At 52.9% G+C, this 24,298-nt stretch carries 17 protein-coding genes and 3 rRNA genes; 2 read left to right on the plus strand and 18 right to left on the minus strand.

What is annotated here, in order from left to right; translation table 11 throughout:
- Positions 1-10: 10 nt before the first annotated feature.
- The 10 genes from rsmI to NYE74_RS03095 all read right to left on the minus strand — a co-directional run bounded on the left by rsmI (position 11) and on the right by NYE74_RS03095 (position 7,800).
- On the minus strand, positions 11-904 hold the full coding sequence (gene rsmI, locus NYE74_RS03050) for a 16S rRNA (cytidine(1402)-2'-O)-methyltransferase (protein ID WP_036618147.1): 894 nt from the start codon (positions 902-904) through the stop codon (positions 11-13).
- Positions 901-1,656, minus strand: a complete 756-nt coding sequence (locus tag NYE74_RS03055) for a tRNA1(Val) (adenine(37)-N6)-methyltransferase (protein ID WP_036618148.1) — start codon at positions 1,654-1,656, stop codon at positions 901-903. The genes rsmI and NYE74_RS03055 overlap by 4 nt, the downstream gene beginning before the upstream one ends.
- A gap of 67 nt (positions 1,657-1,723) precedes the next feature.
- Entirely contained in the window at positions 1,724-2,095 is a 372-nt protein-coding gene (locus tag NYE74_RS03060; RefSeq protein ID WP_036618150.1) for an initiation-control protein YabA, read from the minus strand.
- A 45-nt stretch (positions 2,096-2,140) separates the two neighbouring features.
- Complete coding sequence (locus tag NYE74_RS03065; protein ID WP_036618153.1) at positions 2,141-2,941, minus strand: PSP1 domain-containing protein; 801 nt, start codon at positions 2,939-2,941, stop codon at positions 2,141-2,143.
- A gap of 154 nt (positions 2,942-3,095) precedes the next feature.
- Complete coding sequence (gene holB / locus NYE74_RS03070) at positions 3,096-4,076, minus strand: DNA polymerase III subunit delta' (RefSeq protein ID WP_341004579.1); 981 nt, start codon at positions 4,074-4,076, stop codon at positions 3,096-3,098.
- A 29-nt stretch (positions 4,077-4,105) separates the two neighbouring features.
- A complete protein-coding gene (locus NYE74_RS03075) occupies positions 4,106-4,549 on the minus strand; it encodes a YaaR family protein (protein ID WP_036618156.1) in 444 nt (147 codons plus the stop codon).
- A 76-nt stretch (positions 4,550-4,625) separates the two neighbouring features.
- Positions 4,626-4,955: a cyclic-di-AMP receptor gene (locus NYE74_RS03080; protein WP_036618158.1), complete on the minus strand. Its 330-nt coding sequence runs from the start codon at positions 4,953-4,955 to the stop codon at positions 4,626-4,628.
- A gap of 67 nt (positions 4,956-5,022) precedes the next feature.
- Positions 5,023-5,673, minus strand: coding sequence for a dTMP kinase (gene tmk, locus NYE74_RS03085; RefSeq protein ID WP_036618160.1), 651 nt, complete (start codon positions 5,671-5,673; stop codon positions 5,023-5,025).
- Positions 5,663-7,462 (minus strand): aminotransferase class I/II-fold pyridoxal phosphate-dependent enzyme, encoded by a 1,800-nt coding sequence (locus NYE74_RS03090; RefSeq protein WP_341004580.1) that lies wholly within the window; start codon positions 7,460-7,462, stop codon positions 5,663-5,665. The genes tmk and NYE74_RS03090 overlap by 11 nt, the downstream gene beginning before the upstream one ends.
- A gap of 152 nt (positions 7,463-7,614) precedes the next feature.
- Positions 7,615-7,800, minus strand: coding sequence for a sigma factor G inhibitor Gin (locus NYE74_RS03095; RefSeq protein ID WP_036618164.1), 186 nt, complete (start codon positions 7,798-7,800; stop codon positions 7,615-7,617).
- Between the two features lie 364 nt (positions 7,801-8,164).
- Between NYE74_RS03095 and NYE74_RS03100 the strand changes: the two genes are divergently transcribed.
- On the plus strand, positions 8,165-8,692 hold the full coding sequence (locus NYE74_RS03100; protein WP_306308161.1) for a hypothetical protein: 528 nt from the start codon (positions 8,165-8,167) through the stop codon (positions 8,690-8,692).
- A 427-nt stretch (positions 8,693-9,119) separates the two neighbouring features.
- Here the strand turns inward: NYE74_RS03100 and NYE74_RS03105 are convergent, their stop codons facing one another.
- The gene (locus tag NYE74_RS03105) at positions 9,120-9,548 is read right to left on the minus strand and encodes a hypothetical protein (protein WP_051985145.1); all 429 of its coding nucleotides are present in this window, start codon (positions 9,546-9,548) and stop codon (positions 9,120-9,122) included.
- Positions 9,549-9,984: 436 nt separating this feature from the next.
- Here NYE74_RS03105 and NYE74_RS03110 point away from each other — a divergent pair, with 436 nt between their 5' ends.
- A complete protein-coding gene (locus NYE74_RS03110; RefSeq protein ID WP_036618167.1) occupies positions 9,985-11,922 on the plus strand; it encodes an amidase family protein in 1,938 nt (645 codons plus the stop codon).
- A 100-nt stretch (positions 11,923-12,022) separates the two neighbouring features.
- On the opposite strand, the gene NYE74_RS03115 is transcribed toward NYE74_RS03110, so the two are convergent.
- The 7 genes from NYE74_RS03115 to NYE74_RS03145 form a co-directional block, all read right to left on the minus strand.
- Positions 12,023-13,654: a formate--tetrahydrofolate ligase gene (locus NYE74_RS03115; protein WP_036618168.1), complete on the minus strand. Its 1,632-nt coding sequence runs from the start codon at positions 13,652-13,654 to the stop codon at positions 12,023-12,025.
- Positions 13,655-13,813: 159 nt separating this feature from the next.
- Positions 13,814-14,932 (minus strand): PdaC/SigV domain-containing protein, encoded by a 1,119-nt coding sequence (locus tag NYE74_RS03120; RefSeq protein ID WP_124333646.1) that lies wholly within the window; start codon positions 14,930-14,932, stop codon positions 13,814-13,816.
- A 294-nt stretch (positions 14,933-15,226) separates the two neighbouring features.
- Positions 15,227-16,618, minus strand: coding sequence for a group II intron reverse transcriptase/maturase (gene ltrA / locus NYE74_RS03125; RefSeq protein ID WP_036621729.1), 1,392 nt, complete (start codon positions 16,616-16,618; stop codon positions 15,227-15,229).
- Between the two features lie 919 nt (positions 16,619-17,537).
- A 5S ribosomal RNA gene (rrf, locus tag NYE74_RS03130) occupies positions 17,538-17,654 on the minus strand.
- A 196-nt stretch (positions 17,655-17,850) separates the two neighbouring features.
- Positions 17,851-20,909: ribosomal RNA gene (locus NYE74_RS03135) — 23S ribosomal RNA — on the minus strand.
- 306 nt (positions 20,910-21,215) lie between these two features.
- Positions 21,216-22,769: ribosomal RNA gene (locus NYE74_RS03140) — 16S ribosomal RNA — on the minus strand.
- The 16S, 23S and 5S rRNA genes sit together here, the layout of an rRNA operon.
- Positions 22,770-23,057: 288 nt before the next feature.
- On the minus strand, positions 23,058-24,182 hold the full coding sequence (locus NYE74_RS03145; RefSeq protein ID WP_036618170.1) for an HD-GYP domain-containing protein: 1,125 nt from the start codon (positions 24,180-24,182) through the stop codon (positions 23,058-23,060).
- Between the last annotated feature and the right edge of the window lie 116 nt (positions 24,183-24,298).

Raw genomic sequence — 24,298 nt, forward strand, 5'->3', positions numbered from 1 at the left:
TTATGTGCTCCTAGAGCAATGAATTGTAAATATCCCGTTTAGATACTCCGCGGTCGGCGGCGGTTTTTTTCATCGCGTCTTTCCGCGTCAATCCCTCCTCCTGTTCGTAATGCGCCACATGTTCCTCTATTTTTAAATTTTTCCACCAGGCTTCTTTTTTCTCCTTCACCCGATCCGGATTCGCACCTTCTAACACCAGACAGTATTCTCCGAGCGGCGGATGTTCCTCCAGCCACCCCAGGCAAGCCTTCAACGAACCCCTGGCCATCTCCTCATAACGTTTGGTCAATTCGCGCGCCAGCACGATGTTCCGGTCACCGAACACCTCAAGCAAGGACTGAAGCGTTTTGTTTAACCGGTGGGGCGATTCATACATCAGCATGGTGCTTTCCTCATCCTCCAGCGATGTCAGCAGCTTCTCCCGCTGTTTCGGGTCCCGCGGCAAAAAGCCCAAGAACATAAACCGCTCCGTGGGCAATCCCGAAACGATCAGCGCGGACAACGCCGCGTTGGCCCCCGGAATCGGAATGACGGAAATGCCCGCGTTAAGCGCCAGCCTCACCAGGTCGCTCCCGGGGTCGGAAATGGCCGGCAGACCGGCATCGCTGACCAGCGCCAAATTTTTTCCTTCCATTATATACCGGATCAGTTCAGGTCCGCTCGCCGCCTTATTGTGCTCGTGATAGCTCAGCAGCTTGCCCGGCGATATCTCAAAATGGGTCAGCAGCTTTCGCGTCTGCCGCGTATCTTCGGCCGCAATGATGTCCGCTTCACGAAGCGTCCGCACGGCGCGAAAGGTCATGTCCTCCAAATTGCCGATCGGCGTGCCGACCAGGTACAGCTTGCCGTAATCCGCCCGTTCTCCGGGTGCGGCTTCAAAGCTTTTTTGCACGTTTACGTTCATGGTCTACCCTCTTTTGGTCCATAATAAATGTCCATGATTTCCGGGCAATATTGCCCGTCCTCTCCATATACGATCAGCGGCGGAAGTATCCTTACATCGGGTTTGCCGTCCCGTAGCGCCTCGATCAGCACCATGTTGGCCTCGGCCCCAGCCCGCGGATGCACAAACCGGACGAGCTTCGGCTCCAGCCGGTGCTGCCGCAGTACCGTTACAATCTCCGCCAAACGCTGCGGCTTATGCACCATCGATACTTTGCCTCCCGGCCGCACCAGCCGCATCGCCGCGACGGCCACATCCTCCAGGCTGCAATGAATTTCATGCCTTGCGATGGCCTGATGCTTATTAAGCTTTAAGTCGCCCCCGGTCAGCGGCATATAAGGCGGATTCACCGTAATCGCGTCATACACTCCATGGCCGGTGATATTGACCAGCTCGCGCAGATCCCCTTCGCGGATGAGAATCCGCTCCGTAAGACCGTTCATTTCCACGCTGCGGCGAGCCATATCGGCCACTCGCGGCTGAATTTCAATGCCTTCGATCGCCGCTTTCGTCCGTGTCGACAAAAGCAGCGGAATCACTCCGTTGCCGCTGCAGAGGTCCAATACTTTTCCGTATTTCGGAACCGCGGCGAACCTCGCCAGCAGCACGGCATCCATCGAGAAGCTGAACACCTCGTCGCTTTGAATGATGCGCAAATCATGGGTGAGCAAATCGTCGACCCGCTCGTTGCCATAAATCGGTACGTTGTGCATGAATTTATCCTTCTTTACGGTCATTGAAAAAAAACCGTAGGGCCGATCCCCACGGTTTATTATTCTTTTATTTATTCAAAAATGACAAGCAGAACAAGCAATCGCCTTCCGTACGAAGATGTCCATAATAAACATTGCAAATATGAAAACCTTCATGATAAAGACGCGCCAAATTATCATACCCTTCGCCCACGACATCGATCGCTTCTTTACCGGCCAGTACCGGGTCCGCAGCCTTGCCGGCGGGCGTTAACGGCACGCGGCTTTCCGCGCTTTCCCGCTTCAATATTTTGCGCAGCTGCTCATTCTCCAGCAAGAGCCGCTGGTTTTCTTCCACCAGCTTTTTCACTTCAAGCATGAGGCTGCCCAATTCGCCGTGAACTTTGCCCATTTGTGATTCCAGCGCCTGCATATGGTTGAAAATGTCCTTGTTCTCCAAGTTCCCACCCCAGCGTCATCTCTAAAGTCTTGAAAAAGCCTTTTCTTATTTAAGGACAACGTCGTCCAGCGGAAGCTCCTTCACCTTGCCGATTTCGAACAGCTGTACGTGCACGGTGCGCGATCCGGCGTTGATTCCGACCACCTTCCCGTCGCCCAAAGAAGTAATGACCATTTTGCCTACGGACGGAAGCTCCTCCTTCACACTTTCGTAGTTATCATGCTCAAACTTCAGGCAGCACATTAACCGTCCGCACAAACCGGAAATTTTCGTTGGGTTTAGCGACAGGCTCTGATCCTTGGCCATTTTAATGGAAACCGGCTCAAAGTCGCCCAGCCAGGAAGAACAGCAGAGCACGCGTCCGCAAGGACCGATTCCGCCAAGCATCTTGGCTTCGTCTCTGACGCCGATTTGCCTCAGCTCGATCCGGGTGCGGAAGATGCTGGCCAAATCCTTCACCAATTCGCGAAAATCCACCCTTCCCTCGGCCGTGAAGTAAAAAATGATCTTGTTGCGGTCGAACGTAAATTCTACATCGACCAGCTTCATCTTCAGGTCATGGTCCCTGATTTTATTTAAACATGTGGCAAAAGCGTTTTTTGCCGCAAGCTTGTTCTCCTCGACTACACGGGCGTCGGCTTCGTCGGCGATCCGGATGACCTTCTTCAGCGGAAGGACAACATCCGTTTCTCCCACCTGCTTCTTGCCGACCACCACTTTACCGTATTCGATCCCGCGCGCCGTTTCGACAATCACGTTCTGATCCTTCTCAACGGGAAGGTCCAGCGGATCGAAATAATATATTTTGCCCGCTTTTTTAAAACGGACGCCCACTACAGTGTACAAAAACTAACCCCCTCGTATACCTATAAAACCCCCATAAATGGTGATACGCCAAAAAAGCATCGCTCGAACCAGCTTTCCTTCTCATTCCCTGCTCTTTCACGGGAGAAAGTTTCTAAAGTGCCTGAGTGCTGCCTGTGCGGGCAGAACAAACGTTCTACCTCTGCCCGTCTACCGCGATGAGGAACTGCTCAACGCAAAGCTGGGCATTCATATGCTGCCGCAGTTTCTTTTTGCTTTCCGCAGCCAGTGCCATCGCTTCAATCCACTGCTGCGGACTGCGCGAAGAGGCATGTCTGGAAATAAACTCCAACTCATCTATGAAAACGACTTGATCATGCTTATGATAGAGCGCGTGGATCATATCTTTAAACCACAAATGGAAAAGACTAAACAACATGTCCAGGTGGTCGCTTAAACCGGCCTTGAACAAGCTTTGCTGCACTGTAATTAAAGGAGAACCGCCACGGCCTGCGATCTCCCTCCCTAATTGTAACACTACGTTTCTAATTTCTGCAAACCAATTCTGCTGGATAAGTTCACGGCACGGACCCAGTCCTGCCGCGAGATGAACGGCGCTTCGGGCCAAAGTTGCCGGATATCCCTCATCCGCCAAAATTTGGAGCATCCGCTCCGGGTTCAGCGGCAAAAACGGCACCCACTGCGCCCGCGATTGGATCGTCGGCAGCAAAGCCCGTCCATTGTCGGACAGCAAAATAGCGACCGCCGGCGACGGGGGATCCTCCAAAAATTTCAACAGGCTGTTGGCGGCCTGAACCGTCATTTTTTCCGCCTCATCTATAATATAGGCTTTCGGATTGCCGCTCTCCGAACGGTAAGAGAAAATCCGCTGCAAATCGCGGATTTGGTCGATTTTGATCGTTGCCCCATCGGGTTTGACGGTAAAAAGATCCGGGTGATTGCCATGCAGCACCTTGCGGCATTCCAGGCATTCCCCGCAGGCGTCGTCCCCGCCCCGGGTGCAGAACAACGCCTGGACGAAGGCCATGGCCATTTCCATTTGCCCGCTTCCAGGCGGTCCGCTAAAAATATAAGCATGCGATATTTCGTTTCTCCGCAGGCCGCCCTGCAGCAGCTGCTTGGCGGTATCCTGGCCGATGATATCCTGAAATGACACGTGGTTTCCTCCATTTGATACTCGCACTTTTAGAAACACAAGTTGATCAGCATGCCGCGGATTTCGCCGATTTTTTGCAGCAGCTCGATTTTGCCCTGCTCGGTTTCCAGCAGTTCATCGGCCATGGCAAGCAAAGCGGCGTCAACTTCGTCCAGCAGCTTGTAACGTTTTCCCCGGCCGCGGCGATCCCATCCTTTGACATCCTTAATGAGGACGCCCCGGCGGACCGTATCTTCGAGAAATCTTTTGACCATAAGCCGGTATGCTTTCAGCTCCCGGATCGTCATGGAACGTGCCAGCCGATCCCCCTGCATTTGAATTTCCTTAAACCGCCGGGTCAGCTCTTCCTGCGACGCCCGCTCCCCATGCTGCTGCATGACATCGGCGAAGCTCTTGGACTGCACCGGCTTCGCGGGGCCGTCAGTCACCCCCAAGCCGCTTTGGAGCGGCCGGAATCCCGGATCAATTTTCATCTTCGATCACCGCCTACCTTTTGGAAATTACTCAGCTGACTGAACGTGACGCGTATTTCTATCTAATCGTATTTTCTCAGAAATGTTCAAACCGGTCTACCGGCAGTACAAATACGGTGGCTCCGCCGACCTGCACTTCCACGGGGAGCGGCAAATACGAATCGGTGGTCCCGCTCATCGGCGTTACCGGGGTTACCAATTGCTCGCGAACTTTACAACTGTTGCGGATGACGTTCAGCACCGCGTCCACCTGGTGGTCGTCGACACCGATCATAAACGTCGTGTTCCCCGCCCGAAGAAACCCTCCGGTACTGGCCAGCTTGGTTGCCCGGTAATTTTCCTTGACGAGCGCGCTGGACAGCCGGTTGCTGTCTTTATCCTGGATAATCGCAACAATCAGTTTCATTTGCAGTCCCTCCTCGTTATATTAAACTCGTTATACTAAAAATGTACCACACCTTATTATTTGACAGCTAGGCCTTCATTTCCTTTAAAAATGCGGAAAGTTGGCTGCGAATGTCGGCGGCCACCTCGGCTTGGCCCTGCGAGGCGTCGATCCGCCTAATCCGCTCCGGGTACATCCCGGCAATCCGCAAATAACCTTCCCGAACCTTCCGGTGGAACCCGATGCTTTCCATATCCAGACGGTCGACCTTTCGCCCCTGGCCTGCGGCGATGCGGGCCAAACCGGCCTCCGGTTCGATATCGAGGTAAAAGGTAAGGTCCGGAAAACGCCCTTGCGTCGCAAACATGTTGATGTTCAGCACCTCTTGAATGCCGAGTCCCCGCGCATACCCCTGATAAGCCAGGCTGCTGTCGATGAACCGGTCGCACAGCACGCTGACGCCCCGCGCCAAGGCAGGCTCCACTTTCTCGGCCAAATGCTGGCGCCGCGACGCCGCGTAGAGCAGCGCTTCGGTACGGGCGTCCATCGCTGTGTGCTGCGGGTTTAAAATGATGTCGCGGATTTTCTCGGCGATTTCTATCCCCCCCGGCTCACGGGTGGTCATATAAGAAACGCCGTGTTGTTCAAGAACTTGGGCCACTTCGGCCATTACCGTCGTTTTGCCCGAACCGTCACCGCCTTCCAGCGTAATAAATAGTCCTCTCTCTTTACCGTTCATGTGGTTCATTCCCTGCTTTCTTGATTAGCTTCTTGACTTGGATGGTGAGCAGCAAAGGATCGGCCGCCCCCTGGCATTTCGCCCCGGAATGCCGCAGGCGGATCAGACGACTTCTCGTCTCTTCCGTGATCGTCTCTCCCGGATACAGCAGCGGGATGCCCGGAGGATAAGGGATGATCATCTCCGCGGCCTGCCGGCCGGCGCTGTCCTCCACGGGAATCGCTTCAATTTCCCCTTGGGATAGGGGAGCCAAGGAAAACGCCACAGGCTCGGAGATGCCGGGAAGAACGTCGGCCTGTTCAGCATCTATGCCCGATCCGCAATCGGCAGGTTCCAAGTCTATAACCGTGCCGGTTACTTGCGCACCTATACCGGCAGCGGCTTGGGACCGGACTTCAGCATTTCTTATTGCGGGATCTGCCGGTTTCGGGTCCGGCGAAATGTTCCACGTGGAAAGTTCCGCAGCTGGATCACCTCCGGAAGCTTCCTGTTCCTCTTCCTGTTCCTCTTCCTGCTCCGCTTCCCTTTTCTCCGCCGCCGTTGCCGGCTGTGCCGTCGTTTCTGCCGCCTTCTCTTTCGATTTCTCCGACGCACCCTCCGACTCTTCCGCTGCCACCGCGATGCGCTCCAGCGCCTGAAGCAGCCGCAGGGCGTCCCGCTCCGTCGTCCCCGGTCCAAACGCCAGCACCACGTACCGCTCATCGCTCATTTCCGGCACGCAGCCCTCCGCCTCAAGCCGCTGCTGCAGCTCGTAGCCGCTCCACCTGTTTGTTGTGTCGTATATTACAAGCTTAAACGGGTCTTGAATAGTATATGCAGCGGCCCCGCCGCTCGCGCCCGGCGGCTTGACGAAGCCGAAGCGCGGCAGTTTATCGAGGCCGCTGCGCGCCGCGGCGGCCGCAGCCAGCCCGCCTGCGAACAGGGCGGGCCCCTGGGCCGCCAGCAGGCTTCGGCTCACGTCGAGCGAAGCCATGATGGGATAGGACGGGCTGGAGCTCTGCAGCATCGCCAGCCGCTGGCGCAGCAGCGCGCGGTCGATCAGCCCGCCCTGCACATGCAGCATCGCGCCCATCGTGAGCGCGGTGAGCATCTTGTGCGTCGACTGCACGACGCCATCGGCGCCTTGAGCCAGCGCGCTCTCCGGCAGCGCCGGATGCTGGCCGTAGTGGGCGCCGTGCGCCTCGTCGACGAGCAGCGGCACGCTGTGCGCGCGGCAGAGCTCGGCCAGCGGCCGCAGCGATGCGCCCATCCCGTAGTAGCTCGGGTGCGTGACGAGCAGCCCTTTAGCGCCGGGGTACCGGCGCAGGGCTTCACGCACCGTCTCCGCAGGCGGGATGGTCGCCAGGCCGCTCGGCGCATCGAGCCGTGGCGCCAAAAACACCGCGTGCGCGCCCGCCAGCATCAATCCGTGGATGACGGATTTATGCACGTTCCGCTGCACGAGCAACACATCGCCCGGAGCGGTGCACACGCTCAGGATCAGCGCCAAATTGCCGGCTGTGCTGCCGCCGACAAGAAAAAACGTCTCCTCCGCCCCAAATTGGGCGGCGGCCAGCTGCTGCGCCTCACGGATCGCTCCCTCCGGATGATGCAGATCATCCGTGCCGGTAATTTCCGTGGCGTCGATTTCCATCACCCGGGACAGCAGATCCTGCTCCGGGGGCATTTCGCCGCGCAGGGCTTGTCCGTTTTTATGTCCCGGCACATGAAAGGAAACATCGTTTTTTTTCATATATTGCATCAAAGCTTCATATAACGGAGCCCGATTGGCTTGTGCTTGTTCCGGCATCTCTATCTTAATCCTTCCGGCAGTGGTCCTGCTTTGCTGAAAATATCATTGCTTCATTTTACCGCTTCTTTCCCCGAATGGGCAATATCGCATATAGAAAAGGACCCGTTCTCCCGAAGAACAGGCCCTGTCACCTCATCGATTTATGCGTATTATGCATTCTTTTGCACCCAAATTTGCTTCATTTGATGAATAAAGAAATGGTATTTTTCCTCCTGCACATCGGTATGCACCATTTCGGCCTCGCACGCATCGCATATAAATTCCGATACGATATGAATGCCTTCGGTTTTTGGCTCCCCGCATATAATGCAAGTTCTTTCGGTCCGCTCATCCATGCCCAAATCCCACCTTGTCTGTTTTACTATCAGTATGACACAGATTCTATTATTTTAAACCTTTTCATAGTCCCTTACCTGCTTTATCTTATGCCGCATGGCCCGCGGCTGTGTTTGTACGCCGCATCTTTAATTATCGGCGGCTTGCTCCGATATAATAATATAGGTATGTCCGAGTTTTAAAGAGGTAGTTCTATGCTTCCGAAGCCGTTTTCTCCGAAAACGTTTAGCTCCGCTACTTTCGTCCCTAGCTTCATCCGACCTTAAGCGTTTTGAAAAAACGCACAGCGGAAGCATAGGCTTCGGTGCTGAAAAGCCGACTTTTTGAACACGTACTATATGTGATTTCTAGGAGGGTTGATGGGTGATATCCGCTGATCCTGAAACAAACGCGACGTTTTACCATTACCGGTTGCTGAAAAAGGTCGTGTTGCCTAAAGCCTTGATCTATGGCTTCGCTACGCTTCCTTTTCTTTGGCTTGCCGCAGAGATGATTTTTCTATCCTGGACCAGCCTTTTCTTCTTTCTGATTGCCGCACCCATTGCGTTATGGATTCAATTCGTCATTTCCCGGTCCGTCCTGATCATCTTAAGCCATTCCTACCGCAAGCGCTGGCGTTTTTCCCGGCTGCTGCCCTGGATCGGCTATATGCCCGAACAATATGTGGCTTACTCCGTATTTCGCAAAGTTCACCTGCATGCCGCCTGGATCGGTTGCTGTATCATCGCGATCCTCATTCCGTGGTCCCCGGTTTCTTTTGTGCTGTCCTTGTTTTTCTGGCACTTCTGGCTGATTGCACCACGTTTGCTCGCCCTTGCCTGTGTACGGGGCCAACGTAAAGACGGCATGCTGAAAATCACCGGTCCCGATATTTCCTATTACTTGCAGTGAGTACGTACTCAGAGAAAATAGCTGCGTTTGGCGGTTGTTTTTTCTTGCGATAGGAGGATGCCGAGGCGCCGCCTAAGTTTTACTTTCTGACGGATATAATGGTAATTTACGTCGCTATTTTTAAGATTTTTACTCTCTCGAAGAAAATAGCGGAACTTTTGTCCTTATTCGGGGCAACGCTTGAAAAACACGGCTTTTTTACCCCCATCTTACTAAAATAGGGACAAAAAAATCCTCTATTCTCGCCACACTCCTTTTTTGACGAGAATAAGGACCATTTTTTCCGTTATTTTTCTGAACCTTTACAATAAGCCTGTTGCCTGCGGTTTGCAGGAACAGGCCGATACTGGTGAACCGTTCGGAATCAACCGGCTGGCTGGCTTGTACCGAATTTAAGCGATCCCCGCGTTGCTGCGGGCCCGGCAAATCAAGGACTGCTTTCCAGACCTTGAATCACCGCCTTATCTTCTTGTTTTGGGACAAGCACCGTAAACGAATCGTCGTGAATGGTCAGCTGCACAATCTTTTTGCCTTTCTCGTAAACTCGGGTTGAACCGGCGCGTTCCTCTTTTTGTTCGGTCCAGCCCCATTCTTTTATGACCTTCTCATAAGCATCCGGTATGCCGCCGCTTTCGCTTAACCCCTTCAGCGAGTAGTGAACATAGTCCATTTTTGAGTTATTTAATGCGTTATCCGTCTGATCGGCTTCTTTGGGAACCGGGAAGCTTTTTTCCACAGCCGCCCCTACGTAATTTGTCCACGAAGGCTCGGAAGACGCACAGCCCGCGATGACGAACATCATCATCAAGACTCCCCACATGAAGCATAAGGAATACGCAACTCCTCTGCGCCGCATGATCCATTCCTCCTTACCCTGCCTATATACTGTAAACGTTATCCCATGTTGTCGATGCCTGATATAGAATTCGGAAGGCTATATGCCCTAGACAATAACATATCATTACAATTATAACGGTTGACTTGCCGTTGTCGGTAACAAAAAGGTTACATTCTTTTTGATAGGTTCTAAGTATAGTAAACCCGTACAGCTCAAAATGCAATACTGAAGCGGAAAATCGCGTGACTTAAATGTTATGTTATTTTACACAAATTTTTAGTCACTTTATTTAATGATTGCACGAATTCGGGAGATTTATAAAGCATTATAAATTAAATCAATCATGTATGCGCTTATTTGAAGTTAAAGTGATTTTGTCATAATACCTTACATCTATTTATGATGGTACCCATATTCTTTACATACGATTTCAGGAGAGGAGAGCAATAAAGAGATGAAACTACATCGCTGGAATTGGAAAAAAAGCAGTTCCCTGCTATTAACCGGGGTTCTGATGACCGGGCTATGGACCGGCGGCACACCAGCGGAGGCCGCTTCGGCCTCTGCTGCGGCTTCTGCTGCGGCTAGTAGTGCCAGGGCTGGGAAAACCCAAGGTTTTATCACGGCAGATCAATTTTACCTTTCGATGAAGGAGGCCGCCGCCGAAGCGGGATCCGCCCTAACGCTCGACGTTCCTCAAGGCGCGAAAATGCAGCGCAGCAACGCCGCCGTCTTCCTTCAGCAATGGCTGAATTTGAAAGATGCGGCGGAAACCTTCGATGATGTAGCGGACGATGCCTCCTATGCACCGGCGGTTGGGGCTGTTGTCAAAGCCGGCTTAATGGAGGGGTATTCCAAAACCCTGTTTATGCCGGGGCAACCGCTAACGGCTGAGGACTTGACGATTTTGCATGATCGCGTCGCGGGTCATTTGAAACCGTTTGTGCTCGAAGAGGCGACGATCGCCGATATGCAGTTAGCGATAGATCAGGGCAAGCTGACCTCAAAGCAACTCGTTCAAATGTATTTGGACCGCATCGCCAAATACGACGACCAGGGCGTCTCGCTGCAGGCTGTTCTGACCTTAAATCCCGACGCTTTGAGCATTGCCGAAGCTCTCGATCAGGAACGGGCCGCGAAAGGGCCGCGCGGACCGCTTCATGGCATCCCTATTTTGGTTAAGGACAATTTCGATACGGCTGACATGCCTACCACCGCTGGCTGCCTATGCTTGAAAGATTCCATTCCGGGCAAGGATGCCGAGCAAATCGCCAAATTGAAAGAGGCCGGCGCCATTATTTTGGGCAAAACCAACCTGCATGAGTTCGCTTTCGGCATCACGACCTCCAGCTCCCTTGGCGGGCAAACGAAAAATCCGTACGCGCCCGACCATTATCCCGGCGGCTCCAGCGGCGGCACCGGTGCGGCGGTCGCGGCCAATTTCGCCGCAGCCGGCCTTGGGACCGACACCGGCGGATCGATTCGCATCCCGTCCAGCTTCAACAGCCTGGTGGGCATACGCCCTACGGTCGGTTTGTCCAGTCGCGACGGCATCATCCCGCTGGCCTTGACGCAGGACGTCGGCGGCCCGATGGCCCGCACGGTGGAGGATGCCGCTATCATGCTGGACGCCACCGCCGGGTATGATCCGGATGATACGGCAACCGCGTACAGCGTCGGGCATATTCCCGCAAGCTATACCGCGTTTCTGGATACGGACGGTTTAAAAGGCGCCCGGATCGGTGTCGCCGTCGAACTGTTTCAAAACGGCAATGATCGGGAAAAGACCGTCTCCGATGTCGTTTACCATGCGGTCGATGAGCTGAAGGCCCTGGGAGCTGCGGCCATTCCGGTCACCATTCCGAACCTGGCGGAAATCAACGAGTACCCCAGCCTAAGCGGATACGAGTTCAAATTTCAATTGAATGAGTACCTTCAGGAGCTGGGAGACGGCGCACCTTATCATAGCCTGGCGGAAATTATCGCATCGGGAGAGTATGACAAGGCTCAGGAGCAGTCCATGAAAGCCCGCGAGGCTCGGGAAACGCTGGAAACGGAGGAATATAAGGATATTTTGCTGAACCGGACCAAATTAACGCGCGATGCCCTTCTAAAAGTGATGGCCGATTACGACCTGGATGCGATCGTTTACCCGACGACGACGCAACCGGCCGCGTTCATCGGCGAGAGCCAGGCTTCCGGCAACAACAACCGCCTTAGCCCATTCTCCGGTTTCCCGGCCATCACCGTTCCAGCCGGGTTTACCCCAAACGGTTTGCCCGTCGGCATTGAATTCCTGGGCCGGGCTTTTGACGAAGGGACCCTGATTAAGCTGGCATACAGCTATGAACAAGGGACTCATCATCGCCACGCCCCTAAATTGACACCATAACGAAAAGCAAAAAGTACGGTCCGGGGCGTGACCCGCTTCGGCCGTACTTTTTTTGTGCGTTATATTTCCAGTTTTCAAACCCCGTTCCGGAAAAGAGAACCTACAACAAACCGTCCACTTCCCCCCGCTCATCCAGACGGATTCGTTCCGCCGCCGGAGATTTGGGCAAACCGGGCATCGTCACGATATTGCCGGTATGCGCAACGATAAAGCCCGCTCCCGCGGACAGCGTTACGTCCCGCACCTGGACAGTAAAATTGTCCGGGGCTCCGAGAAGCGTTGCCTGATCCGAGAAGGAATAAGGGGTTTTCGCCATGCACACCGCCAAGCGGCCAAATCCGAGGCGCTCGAGCTCCCGAATCTTCGCTTCCGCCTTAGCGGACAGCTTGATGCCTTTGCCGCGGTAGATTTCCCTCACGATGGCTTCAATTTTTGCCCGGATATCAAGCTCTTCCGGATACAGCGGCGCATACCGCGAAGGCTCACCCCGCAAAATATCCTGCAAGGCCCGGGCCATTTCCAAACCTCCCTCGCTGCCTTTAGCCCAAACATCGGACAACTCCGCCCGAACCCCCATACGGCGGCAGGCTTCGGTAACCAGCCGGATTTCATCTTGCGGATCGTCGGCATAATGGTTTATAGCCACCATCACGGGAACTCCGAATTTCCCGATGTTCTCCAAATGCCGTCTAATGTTGGCTAGACCGGCTTCCAGCGCCGCGGGATTCGGTTTGTCCAGCTCCGCTTTGGGGACCCCGCCGTTATATTTGAGCGCTTTTACGGTAACGACGAGCACCGCGGCGTCCGGCGTTAATCCAGCCTGACGGCACTTGATATTGAAAAATTTCTCCGCGCCCAAATCGGCTCCAAAACCGGCTTCCGTAACCACGATTTTGGCCAGCTTCAGGGCGGCCTTCGTACCGATCACACTGCTGCAGCCGTGAGCGATGTTGGCGAACGGGCCTCCGTGAACAATGGCCGGGGACCCTTCGGCCGTTTGCACCAAATTGGGCTTGATCGCCTCCTTGAGCAAAACGGTCATCGCGTCGACCGCGCCGATCTGCGCCGCGGTGACCGCTTCCCCGGACATGTTGCAGGCCACAACCATACGGCCAAGCCGCCGTTTCAAATCGTCCGCGTCTTCGCTGAGGCACAGCACCGCCATAACCTCCGAAGCGCTAGTAATCATAAAGCCGGATTCATGAACCTGGCCGTTCCCGTCACCCAACCCGACGACGATTTGCCGAAGACTCCGGTCGTTCATATCCATCGCGCGCTTCCACAAAATGCGCCCCGGGTCGATTTGCAGTGCATTCCCTTGAAAAATGTGGTTGTCGATCATCGCCGCGAGCAGGTTATTCGCGGAAGTGATCGCGTGCAGGTCGCCGGTAAAATGCAAATTAATATCCTCGGACGGTAAAATTTGCGCCTTACCGCCGCCGGTCGCTCCGCCCTTCATGCCAAAGCATGGTCCCAGCGACGGCTCCCGCAGCGCAGCGATCGACGGCACGCCGATCGCGTTCAGCGCCTGCGCCAGGCCGATCGTCGTCAGTGTTTTTCCTTCCCCGGCCGGCGTAGGATTCATAGCCGTCACCAGCACTAATTTCCCGTCGGGCCGATCTCGCATATCGCTTAGCAGCCGAAGATCCAGCTTACCCTTATAACGGCCGTACAATTCCAAGTATTTATCCGCAATCCCAAACGTATCGGCTATCTCCAAAATCGGCTTCATTCCCGCAAGTTACCTCCAGCAATATGATTCGTGCAAAATAAGGAAAAAATCAAAACACAATCATATTGTACATGAAAACAACCGGGATAGGCGTGACGGAATTGGCATCATAATAACCTTAGGCCGTTCTCTCAAGAGCGTATTCAACCGGATTCCGCGTTATTTGAAGGAGGCAAACGGACTACTGCCTTTCGGGAGCAATTCGTTCCAAGCAAAGCTAAACTCCGGAAAACCGGCGGCATAAGGCGTGTATTCATATAATTGGAAGAAAATTTGCACGCGGCCCGGCAGCAAATAGAAATCCGGATTGTCCTTTAACCCTTCGAAGCCCCCCATATAACCGGGGTCTGCTTTCAACTCCTTGCTTAGCCGGGCGTTCATCCGCTTTTCATAATCCTTATTCGCGCCCAGCAAGTCCTTAAGTTCCAAAAGCTTGCCGTCTTTCAACGAGAAAGTGTATCCGGTCCGGTAACTCATACCATGCGCTCCGCCCGTATACTCCGTATATTGGAACAAAAGGCTGAGCACGCCATTTTGGTTATAGGTGACAAGATACGAGCTCTCAAAACTATTCGGATTCGTTATATTCTGATCGCCGAGATCCTTCATGACCTCGTCGATGTGCCCTTTGTGATCTTCCATTTGCTTTTCAAAAAACGTATTGATCGCCTTCTCCGCTTTCGCATCTCCCATGCCGCCCAATTGAGGATATTGGAGATGAACCGAAACCCGTTTGCTTTCCTTGTCATAGCTTGAAGTGGTCACCGTGATTTTATTCTCTCGGCTCTTGATGACGTTTAACTGCTTAGCGCCTTTATTCCAGACCGCATCATAACCGAGGTAATCCTTGACCCATTGAAAAGGAATGTAGATTTTACCGTTAATGAGCTTGACCTCTCCATCTATATAGAAACCGTTAATGACGGGTTCCACGCTCCCTCCGGCCACCATCATTGTTAGCTGCCGATAACCTTGGCCAATCTTCCAGGTCTTCGTTTTTGAGTCATAGTTAGTGGGAATTTTCAACGCATCCCGCAAAAAAGCGACCGGAACCAAGGTTTTTCCGTTCAGCAGCAGCCCCTTAAGCCCCGTATTCTCCCCATTAACTTTAAGGTTAATGGCATCGCCGACAGCGCTCTTGCTCTTGACCACGGCCGCATTGAAATTCCCTTGCCGGACGTCTGCAGCCGCTTGGCCCGGGCTAACCGGCAGCAATATTGCGGAACATAACAAACCTGTTGCTACACCCACAGCCCCTAAACGCATCAATTTGTTCATCTCGGTTTCTCCTCCTGCCAAATACCACTTTTGTATTTACAGAGCCGCTTCTTCATTCTCTGTTGTTGCTCACCTTTATCATTATAGTGACTGCTTAGGCAGAATAAGTTACATCCCACCTTACAGTTTTTTTCTCTTTCGTCCGGATTACGCGCGAATATTGACGTTTTCTTTACGGCTTTTTAACTGATTGACAAGCGGAATCGTAAAAAAGAATCGAGTAGGAGAGGGTGACTAACCCCCGTCCTCTCACACCACCGTACATGCGGGTCCGCATACGGCGGTTCCAAAAGGTTAACAAAGCTCCAGGTAACGAGAAAGCAAACTCTTCAGCCCTTTCACTTCCCAGTAGGAAGTCGGAAGGGCGTTATTTGTGTTTCGAGACATTTCCCATGCACCCCGGCGGGAGTTTGCCATAACATAGCAGGCCCATTCTGGGACTCCGAGTGCCCGAAGTTCACGAATTCGGGTGCGTACCCGCTTCCATTGTTTCCATAGGCACATTCGAAGTCTTCTTCGAATCCACTGGTCGAATCTTTCACAGTGGCTCTTCGCCGATGCGATTCGGAAATATCCAATCCATCCCATGAGGTAACGGTTCAGTCTAGATATACGTTCCTCCATGGAGACTGATTGGGTACGGTTTGTCAACTCCCGGATCTTCTCTTTAAATCGAGAGATTGTCTTGGGAGCCAATCGAATCGTCGCCTGTTTATTCGACAGGAAACTAAAGCCAAGAAACTTCCGGTTCCATGGCCTGTCCACTGCACTTTTGTCCCGATTCACTTTCAGTTTCAACTTTCCTTCCACAAATCGTGTGACCGATTCCATGACTCGTTCACCTGCTCGCCTGCTCGCTACAAAGATGTTGCAGTCGTCCGCGTAACGAACAAACCGCAGCCCCCTCTTTGTCAGTTCTTTATCCAAATCATCGAGTAAGATGTTTGCCAGAAGCGGACTTAGCGGACCGCCTTGCGGAGTTCCCTCGTCCGTCTTCTGGCAGATGCCACCTTCCATCATTCCGGCTTCCAAGTAGGCCCGAATCAGCTTCAAGACTCGCTTGTCTGTCACTCTCCTTGCCACTCTTGCCATGAGAATGTCGTGGTTCACCCGGTCAAAGAACTTTTCCAAATCCATATCTACGACCCATCGCAGACCGCTTTGGATATATCGCTGGGCTTGCTTCACGGCATCGTGTGCTCTCTTCCCCGGTCTAAAGCCGTAGCTGTACCAAGAGAAGGGGGCATCGAAAATCGGGTTCATCACTTGCAGAAGTGCTTGTTGGAGGAAGCGGTCCATCACGGTCGGGATACCGAGCAGCCTTACACCGCCTCCGGGTTTGGGGATTTTCACCCGTCTGACAGGTATCGGTCTGTACGTTCCCGTTAGGAGTTCATCTTTCACCGTTTCCCAGCGTGTGTTCAGGTAAGCCTGTAGCCCCGCTACCGTTACTCGGTCTACACCGGGGGCACCTCCGTTTTGTACCACTCGCTTATAGGCGAGCCTGAGGTTCTCCCCTTCGAGCATTCGCTCCAACAAGTCGTTACTTGCCTCGTGAGAGGAAGGATCGATTTGTGCCGATGAAGAACTCGGCGCTCCAACATACCCTGACGGCTTCACCGCTTCTCTTTGTTGGCAGCTCCCTTTTGGGATATTCGGCTGTCTTTGCTCTTCACGCGAACGCATCGGTTTCCTCTCTCCTTTCGGTTCGGCCCTTCCGCTTTCCGGCGTCCCGTACTTGCGTACTATGGCCTCTGCTGACTCCTGCGGGTTCAGCGCAGCCTCTCGGTTGCGGTTACGAAGTGACTTCGCATTTTTTTTTTCTCCCGCAGGCCTCCCCAGATAAGAACGTCATCTTTCCGCCCACGACCACTGGAGTTTACAGGAGTGATCCTTGGCGGCTTTGGATTTCGCTGTGTTATGGCAGCTCATCCGGTTCATCCTGCCTCAAATCCAGTTTGTGTACCTTGGCCCGTGCTTTTGCCTCCGGCTTCCTTCAGATTCCACCTCGCGATGGACACCCTTGCCCTTGGCTAGCGGTAGGCGCTCGCCAGCCCCCGCTCGGGACTTTCACCCTATAGATGACGCCCATGCTGGGCGTACATACAAAAAAGCACAGCCGACGTTTTCGGCCGTGCTCTTCCCGGACTGTGCGGTATTCTTATCACAAACTGTCCTTTTTCGCGCATGTTACAAACTCTAACGGACCGTATTCTAGCTCTAGTAAAGAGCTTATCTCCCCATTTCCCGAGTATTTCCACTGGCGTTGCATTAACTTTTGCTCAAGCTTTCCCGTAAAAGCTATCCGAAATCTAACGGTTGTAGCAGCGGCTATTTGCCGAAAAAAAGGCCTTTTCTAAATTCTAACGGTTGCGAGCGCCGTTATTTGCCTGAGTCCAAGTAAAAATTACTGGTTTTCAGCGAAATAAGCACTATGGCAACCGTTACAATTTGAAATCAACGGTATTGGAACAAATAGCGCTTGTGGCAACCGTTTGAATTTGGGTGTGCCCAGAAAATGTAACTTGTCAGATTTAAATGCAACCCTTGTGCATTCCGACAATGCAAAAAACACCGCCGAGTGATCGGCGGTGCTCTTCTTCATGCTTGGCGGCGTCCTACTCTCCCAGGACCCTTCGGTCCAAGTACCATCGGCGCTGGAGGGCTTAACGGTCGTGTTCGGGATGGGTACGCGTGGAACCCCTCCGCCATCGCCACCAAACGATTCAAGGTTAATCCTTGAAAACTGGATACGAAACTTGATTTGCGTGTTAGCCCCTATTCAGTTCCCGGGGTCCCCGAAAAGTAATCGGAATTACCTACGAAGCCTCGCGTCACTTTTTGGGGTATATTTTTGGGCCCCGCCAAAGTACTCGGACTCAGCTTCGAAGCTTCACGTCACTTTGGTGGGTAGAGTTTTGGATAAGCCCTCGACCGATTAGTACCTGTCAGCTCCATGCATTGCTGCACTTCCACCTCAGGCCTATCAACCTCGTCGTCTTCAAGGGGTCTTACTAATTGGGAAATCTCATCTTGAGGGGGGCTTCACGCTTAGATGCTTTCAGCGCTTATCCCGTCCGCACTTAGCTACCCAGCTGTGCTCCTGGCGGAACAACTGGTACACCAGCGGTGCGTCCATCCCGGTCCTCTCGTACTAAGGACAGCTCCTCTCAAATTTCCTGCGCCCACGACAGATAGGGACCGAACTGTCTCACGACGTTCTGAACCCAGCTCGCGTACCGCTTTAATGGGCGAACAGCCCAACCCTTGGGACCTACTTCAGCCCCAGGATGCGATGAGCCGACATCGAGGTGCCAAACCTCCCCGTCGATGTGGACTCTTGGGGGAGATAAGCCTGTTATCCCCAGGGTAGCTTTTATCCGTTGAGCGATGGCCCTTCCATGCGGTACCACCGGATCACTAAGCCCGACTTTCGTCCCTGCTCGACTTGTCAGTCTCGCAGTCAAGCTCCCTTTTGCCTTTGCACTCTGCGAATGATTTCCAACCATTCTGAGGGAACCTTGGGGCGCCTCCGTTACTCTTTAGGAGGCGACCGCCCCAGTCAAACTGCCCGCCTGACACGGTCCCCGTACCGGCTTACGGTACCGGGTTAGAACTCCGATACGATCAGGGTGGTATCCCAACGGCGCCTCCATGGAAGCTTGCGCTCCCACTTCTTAGGCTCCCACCTATCCTGTACAAATCGTATCAAAGTCCAATATCAAGCTGCAGTAAAGCTCCATGGGGTCTTTCCGTCTTGTCGCGGGTAACCTGCATCTTCACAGGTATTAAAATTTCACCGGATCTCTCGTTGAGACAGCGCCCAAGTCGTTACGCCATTCGTGCGGGTCAGAATTTACCTGACAAGGAATTTCGCTACCTTAGGACCGTTATAGTTACGGCCGCCGTTTACTGGGGCTTCGGTTCACAGCTTCGGATTACTCCTAACCGCTCCCCTTAACCTTCCAGCACCGGGCAGGCGTCAGCCCGTATACTTCGCCTTGCGGCTTCGCACAGACCTGTGTTTTTGCTAAACAGTCGCTTGGGCCTTTTCACTGCGGCCCCCTCGGGCTATAAACCCTACCGGGGCACCCCTTCTCCCGAAGTTACGGGGTCATTTTGCCGAGTTCCTTAACGAGAGTTCTTCCGCGCGCCTTAGAATTCTCTTCTCGCCTACCTGTGTCGGTTTGCGGTACGGGCACCTTCTCCTGGCTAGAGGCTTTTCTCGGCAGTGTGAGATCATGACCTTCGGTACTGTAAATTTTCCCTCCCCATCACAGCCCAGCCTTATAGTGTGCGGATTTGCCTGCACACCAGCCTCACTGCTTGGACGGGGCATTCCATCGCCCCGCGTCACTACCCTCCTGCGTCACCCCATCGCTCATAGCGGATTACGGTGGTACAGGAATTTCAACCTGTTGTCCTTCGACTACGCCTTTCGGCCTCGCCTTAGGTCCCGACTTACCCTGAGCGGACGAACCTTCCTCAGGAACCCTTAGGCTTTCGGCGGATCAGATTCTCACTGATCTTTTCGTTACTCATACCGGCATTCTCACTTGTATGAAGTCCAGCGCTCCTTCCGGTACACCTTCAACCCTCATACAACGCTCCCCTACCCCTGAATCGACTTCACTCCTGCTTCGAAGTCCTGTGTTTAACCCCGAGGTGCATTTGGCCGAAACCTTTGAACAATATTCATCGGTTGCTTTCGGCAAAAATGTACCTGGTTATCACCGCCTCAAAGAAGCAGTGAAGTCGATTCAAGCCATAGCTTCGGTGGTGTGTTTAGCCCCGTTACATTTTCGGCGCAGAGTCACTCGACCAGTGAGCTATTACGCACTCTTTAAATGGTGGCTGCTTCTAAGCCAACATCCTGGTTGTCTGTGCAACTCCACATCCTTTCCCACTTAACACACACTTGGGGACCTTAGCTGATGGTCTGGGCTGTTTCCCTTTTGACAATGGATCTTAGCACTCACTGTCTGACTCCCGGTGAATCAGTCTATGGCATTCGGAGTTTGACTGAGCTTGGTAACCCTTGCGGGCCCCGCACCCAATCAGTGCTCTACCTCCACGACTGTCACACCGAGGCTAGCCCTAAAGCTATTTCGGGGAGAACCAGCTATCTCCGAGTTCGATTGGAATTTCTCCGCTACCCCCACCTCATCCCCGCACTTTTCAACGTACGTGGGTTCGGGCCTCCAGTGCGTGTTACCGCACCTTCACCCTGGACAGGGGTAGATCACACGGTTTCGGGTCTACGCCTGCAAACTAAATTCGCCCTATTCAGACTCGCTTTCGCTGCGGCTCCGCTTTCTCAGCTTAACCTTGCTTGCAAACGTAACTCGCCGGTTCATTCTACAAAAGGCACGCCATCACCCATATAGAGGGCTCTGACTTCTTGTAAGCACACGGTTTCAGGTTCTCTTTCACTCCCCTTCCGGGGTGCTTTTCACCTTTCCCTCACGGTACTGCTTCACTATCGGTCGCTAGGGAGTATTTAGCCTTACCAGATGGTCCTGGCGGATTCATACGGGGTTTCACGTGCCCCGCACTACTCGGGATCCGTCTCGGAGGGCGGAGACTTTCGATTACAGGGCTTTTACCTTCTCTGGCCGGCCTTTCCAGACCTGTTCGTCTAACCTCCGCTTTTGTAACTCCATGTGAGACGTCCCACAACCCCGAAGAGCAAGCTCTTCGGTTTAGGCTAATCCGCGTTCGCTCGCCGCTACTGACGGAATCACTATTGTTTTCTCTTCCTCAGGGTACTTAGATGTTTCAGTTCCCCTGGTATGCCTCTTCACCACCTATGGATTCAGTGATGAGTGACTAGGTATTACCCCAGCCGGGTTTCCCCATTCGGACATCCCCGGATCGATGCTTGCTTACAGCTCCCCGAGGCAGTTTCGTTGTTCGCCACGTCCTTCTTCGGCTCCTAGCGCCTAGGCATCCTCCGTGTGCTCTTAGTAGCTTAACCATGATTTTTCCCGAAGGAAAATATCAAACCACTAATATCTTCACTTGTTTTGACACAAGTTCAGCTAAAAGGATTGTTCTAAAACGCAAATTTCGTTTCGTTATCCAGTTTTCAAGGATCAAGTTTCTTCGCCGTTTTACCGGCGGAAGAATATCTTATCATCTCCTGCCTTACCGTTCAACCGGCAAGTGTTGGAAGGATAAGCTTGAGAGTTGAACTCTCAAAACTGACCAACGAGTGAGTAACAGGCCTAAGACCTGATTTTGTATTTGTACCGTTCCGTAACAGGAACGAGGTACTCCATAGAAAGGAGGTGATCCAGCCGCACCTTCCGATACGGCTACCTTGTTACGACTTCACCCCAATCATCTACCCCACCTTCGGCGGCTGGCCCCTTGCGGTTACCTCACCGACTTCGGGTGTTGTAAACTCTCGTGGTGTGACGGGCGGTGTGTACAAGACCCGGGAACGTATTCACCGCGGCATGCTGATCCGCGATTACTAGCAATTCCGACTTCATGCAGGCGAGTTGCAGCCTGCAATCCGAACTGAGACCGGCTTTTCTAGGATTCGCTCCAGATCGCTCCTTCGCTTCCCGTTGTACCGGCCATTGTAGTACGTGTGTAGCCCAGGTCATAAGGGGCATGATGATTTGACGTCATCCCCACCTTCCTCCGGTTTGTCACCGGCAGTCACTCTAGAGTGCCCAACTTCACTTGCTGGCAACTAAAGTCAAGGGTTGCGCTCGTTGCGGGACTTAACCCAACATCTCACGACACGAGCTGACGACAACCATGCACCACCTGTCTCCTCTGTCCCGAAGGAAAGCCATATCTCTACAGCGGTCAGAGGGATGTCAAGACCTGGTAAGGTTCTTCGCGTTGCTTCGAATTAAACCACATACTCCACTGCTTGTGCGGGTCCCCGTCAATTCCTTTGAGTTTCAGCCTTGCGGCCGTACTCCCCAGGCGGAGTGCTTAATGTGTTTACTTCGGCACCAAGGGTATCGAAACCCCTAACACCTAGCACTCATCGTTTACGGCGTGGACTACCAGGGTATCTAATCCTGTTTGCTCCCCACGCTTTCGCGCCTCAGCGTCAGTTACAGCCCAGAGAGTCGCCTTCGCCACTGGTGTTCCTCCACATCTCTACGCATTTCACCGCTACACGTGGAATTCCACTCTCCTCTTCTGCACTCAAGCCGTCCAGTTTCCAGTGCGACCCGGAGTTGAGCCCCAGGATTATACACCAGACTTAAACAGCCGCCTGCGCGCGCTTTACGCCCAATAATTCCGGACAACGCTTGCCCCCTACGTATTACCGCGGCTGCTGGCACGTAGTTAGCCGGGGCTTTCTTCTCAGGTACCGTCACTCCTGTAGCAGTTACTCTACAGGACGTTCTTCCCTGGCAACAGAGCTTTACGATCCGAAAACCTTCATCACTCACGCGGCGTTGCTCCGTCAGACTTTCGTCCATTGCGGAAGATTCCCTACTGCTGCCTCCCGTAGGAGTCTGGGCCGTGTCTCAGTCCCAGTGTGGCCGTTCACCCTCTCAGGTCGGCTACGCATCGTCGCCTTGGTGAGCCGTTACCCCACCAACTAGCTAATGCGCCGCAGGCCCATCCGTAAGTGACAGATTGCTCCGCCTTTCCCAAGTCTCCCATGCGGAAGACTTGATTATCCGGTATTAGCTACCGTTTCCGGTAGTTATCCCGGTCTTACGGGCAGGTTGCCTACGTGTTACTCACCCGTCCGCCGCTAACCATCAGGAGTGCAAGCACTCCATCAGGTCCGCTCGACTTGCATGTATTAGGCACGCCGCCAGCGTTCGTCCTGAGCCAGGATCAAACTCTCCAATAAAGGTTGAATGAACGAATCATCCAAGTTTATTCGAAAGAGCGATTAGCTCAATCAGTTACTGACGAGAATTTTAATTCTCATTTAATACTCACTCGTTGTTCAGTTTTCAAAGATCAACCCATTTTTCGCTCGTTGCCGTGTTTCAGCGGCAACTCTTATAACATATCACCCTTTAAACAATATTGCAAGACTTTTTTTATAACAACTAATTCCAGTCGTTTTTTATCGCCTTGCACTTTTGCAGCGGGTATCTATTAATATACCCCAAAAGCCGGTGCAATATCAACCCTAGGAAAGAACTTCCTCAATATGCAGCTCTCTTGTCAGCACAAGATTCACGATTTCCCCTTTGACCGAAACCATCGGACGAGTCGGGTGATTGCGGTCGGAGAACACGATTTCGCCTACGCTGCCGTCGCTAAGCCGTACACGCGTCCCGTTATGAAACTGCGTCACCTTATCGACAAAAGATTGGACTACGCCGGGATCCAGCTTTCCAAAAGCCTCGGAGCGGATCTCTTCCAGGACCAAGTAAGGCGACTTGGCTTTACGGTACCTCCGGTTTAACGTCATGGCGTGGAAAATATCCGCTACGCTGACGATTTTGGCGTAGATATGGATTTTATCTCCGGTTAACCGGAACGGATACCCGGTGCCGTCCATCTTTTCATGATGCTGAAGCGCCGTCAATCTGACCCCTTCATTAATTGCCGCCGTTTTGCGCAGCTGCTGATAGCCGTAAGTCGTGTGCATACGCATTTCCTCCGCTTCATCAGAGGTTAGCGGGGACGGTTTGTACAGAATCACCGGATCGATTTTCGTATTCCCGATATCATGCAGCAAGCCGGCAAAAGCGACCTGCATCCAATCCTTCTGCGGCAATCCGTGCCATTGCGCCAACTGATAAGACGTCAGCGAAGAAAGGAGCGCATTGTGGTACAAATAATCGTATTCATTCATATATTGCGGCGTAAACGTAAGCACATTATAGTGCTTCAAATGACGGATCAACGCCTCAAACTGATGGCGAAGCTCATAAATCGGGAGTTCGGCGGCCAATACGGATTGAAAAGCGCTCTTCGTCAAATGCAGCATACGATCGTATTCCTTGTGTAATGCAGCATAGGGAGAAACCGTCTCGTTTTCCGCAGAACCGTTTGCAGAAGCGGAAGGAGCGATAGAAGCGGAGTAGCCCTCTTTGGAAGCTTCCTTTACCGTCTCCGCTGCTTTACGTTCAGGGAGTTGCTGCAAATCTTCAATTTCTACCTGTTCGATCATAAAAGCGCGTAAAATATCCAAATCTCTCGGAAGCAAAACCTTTCCCTTCTGCAGTAAAAGACCGCCCAACGGGCTATGCACATGATTTGACAATTTGACTCCAGGCTTTAATTCCGTGATTGAGATACTAGTCATCTTTTACTCTCTCCTCAAGGTCCAAAACTAAAAATCCGCCTTCATTTCTCCCAAATCTAGGGATTAAGAACTAAGGTTCGTCTACTGTCATTATAGTACGGCGGCAAAATAGCAAG

Source organism: Paenibacillus sp. FSL P4-0127, from assembly GCF_038007325.1.
In the GTDB taxonomy this organism is placed as follows: Bacteria; Bacillota; Bacilli; order Paenibacillales; family Paenibacillaceae; genus Fontibacillus; species Fontibacillus macerans.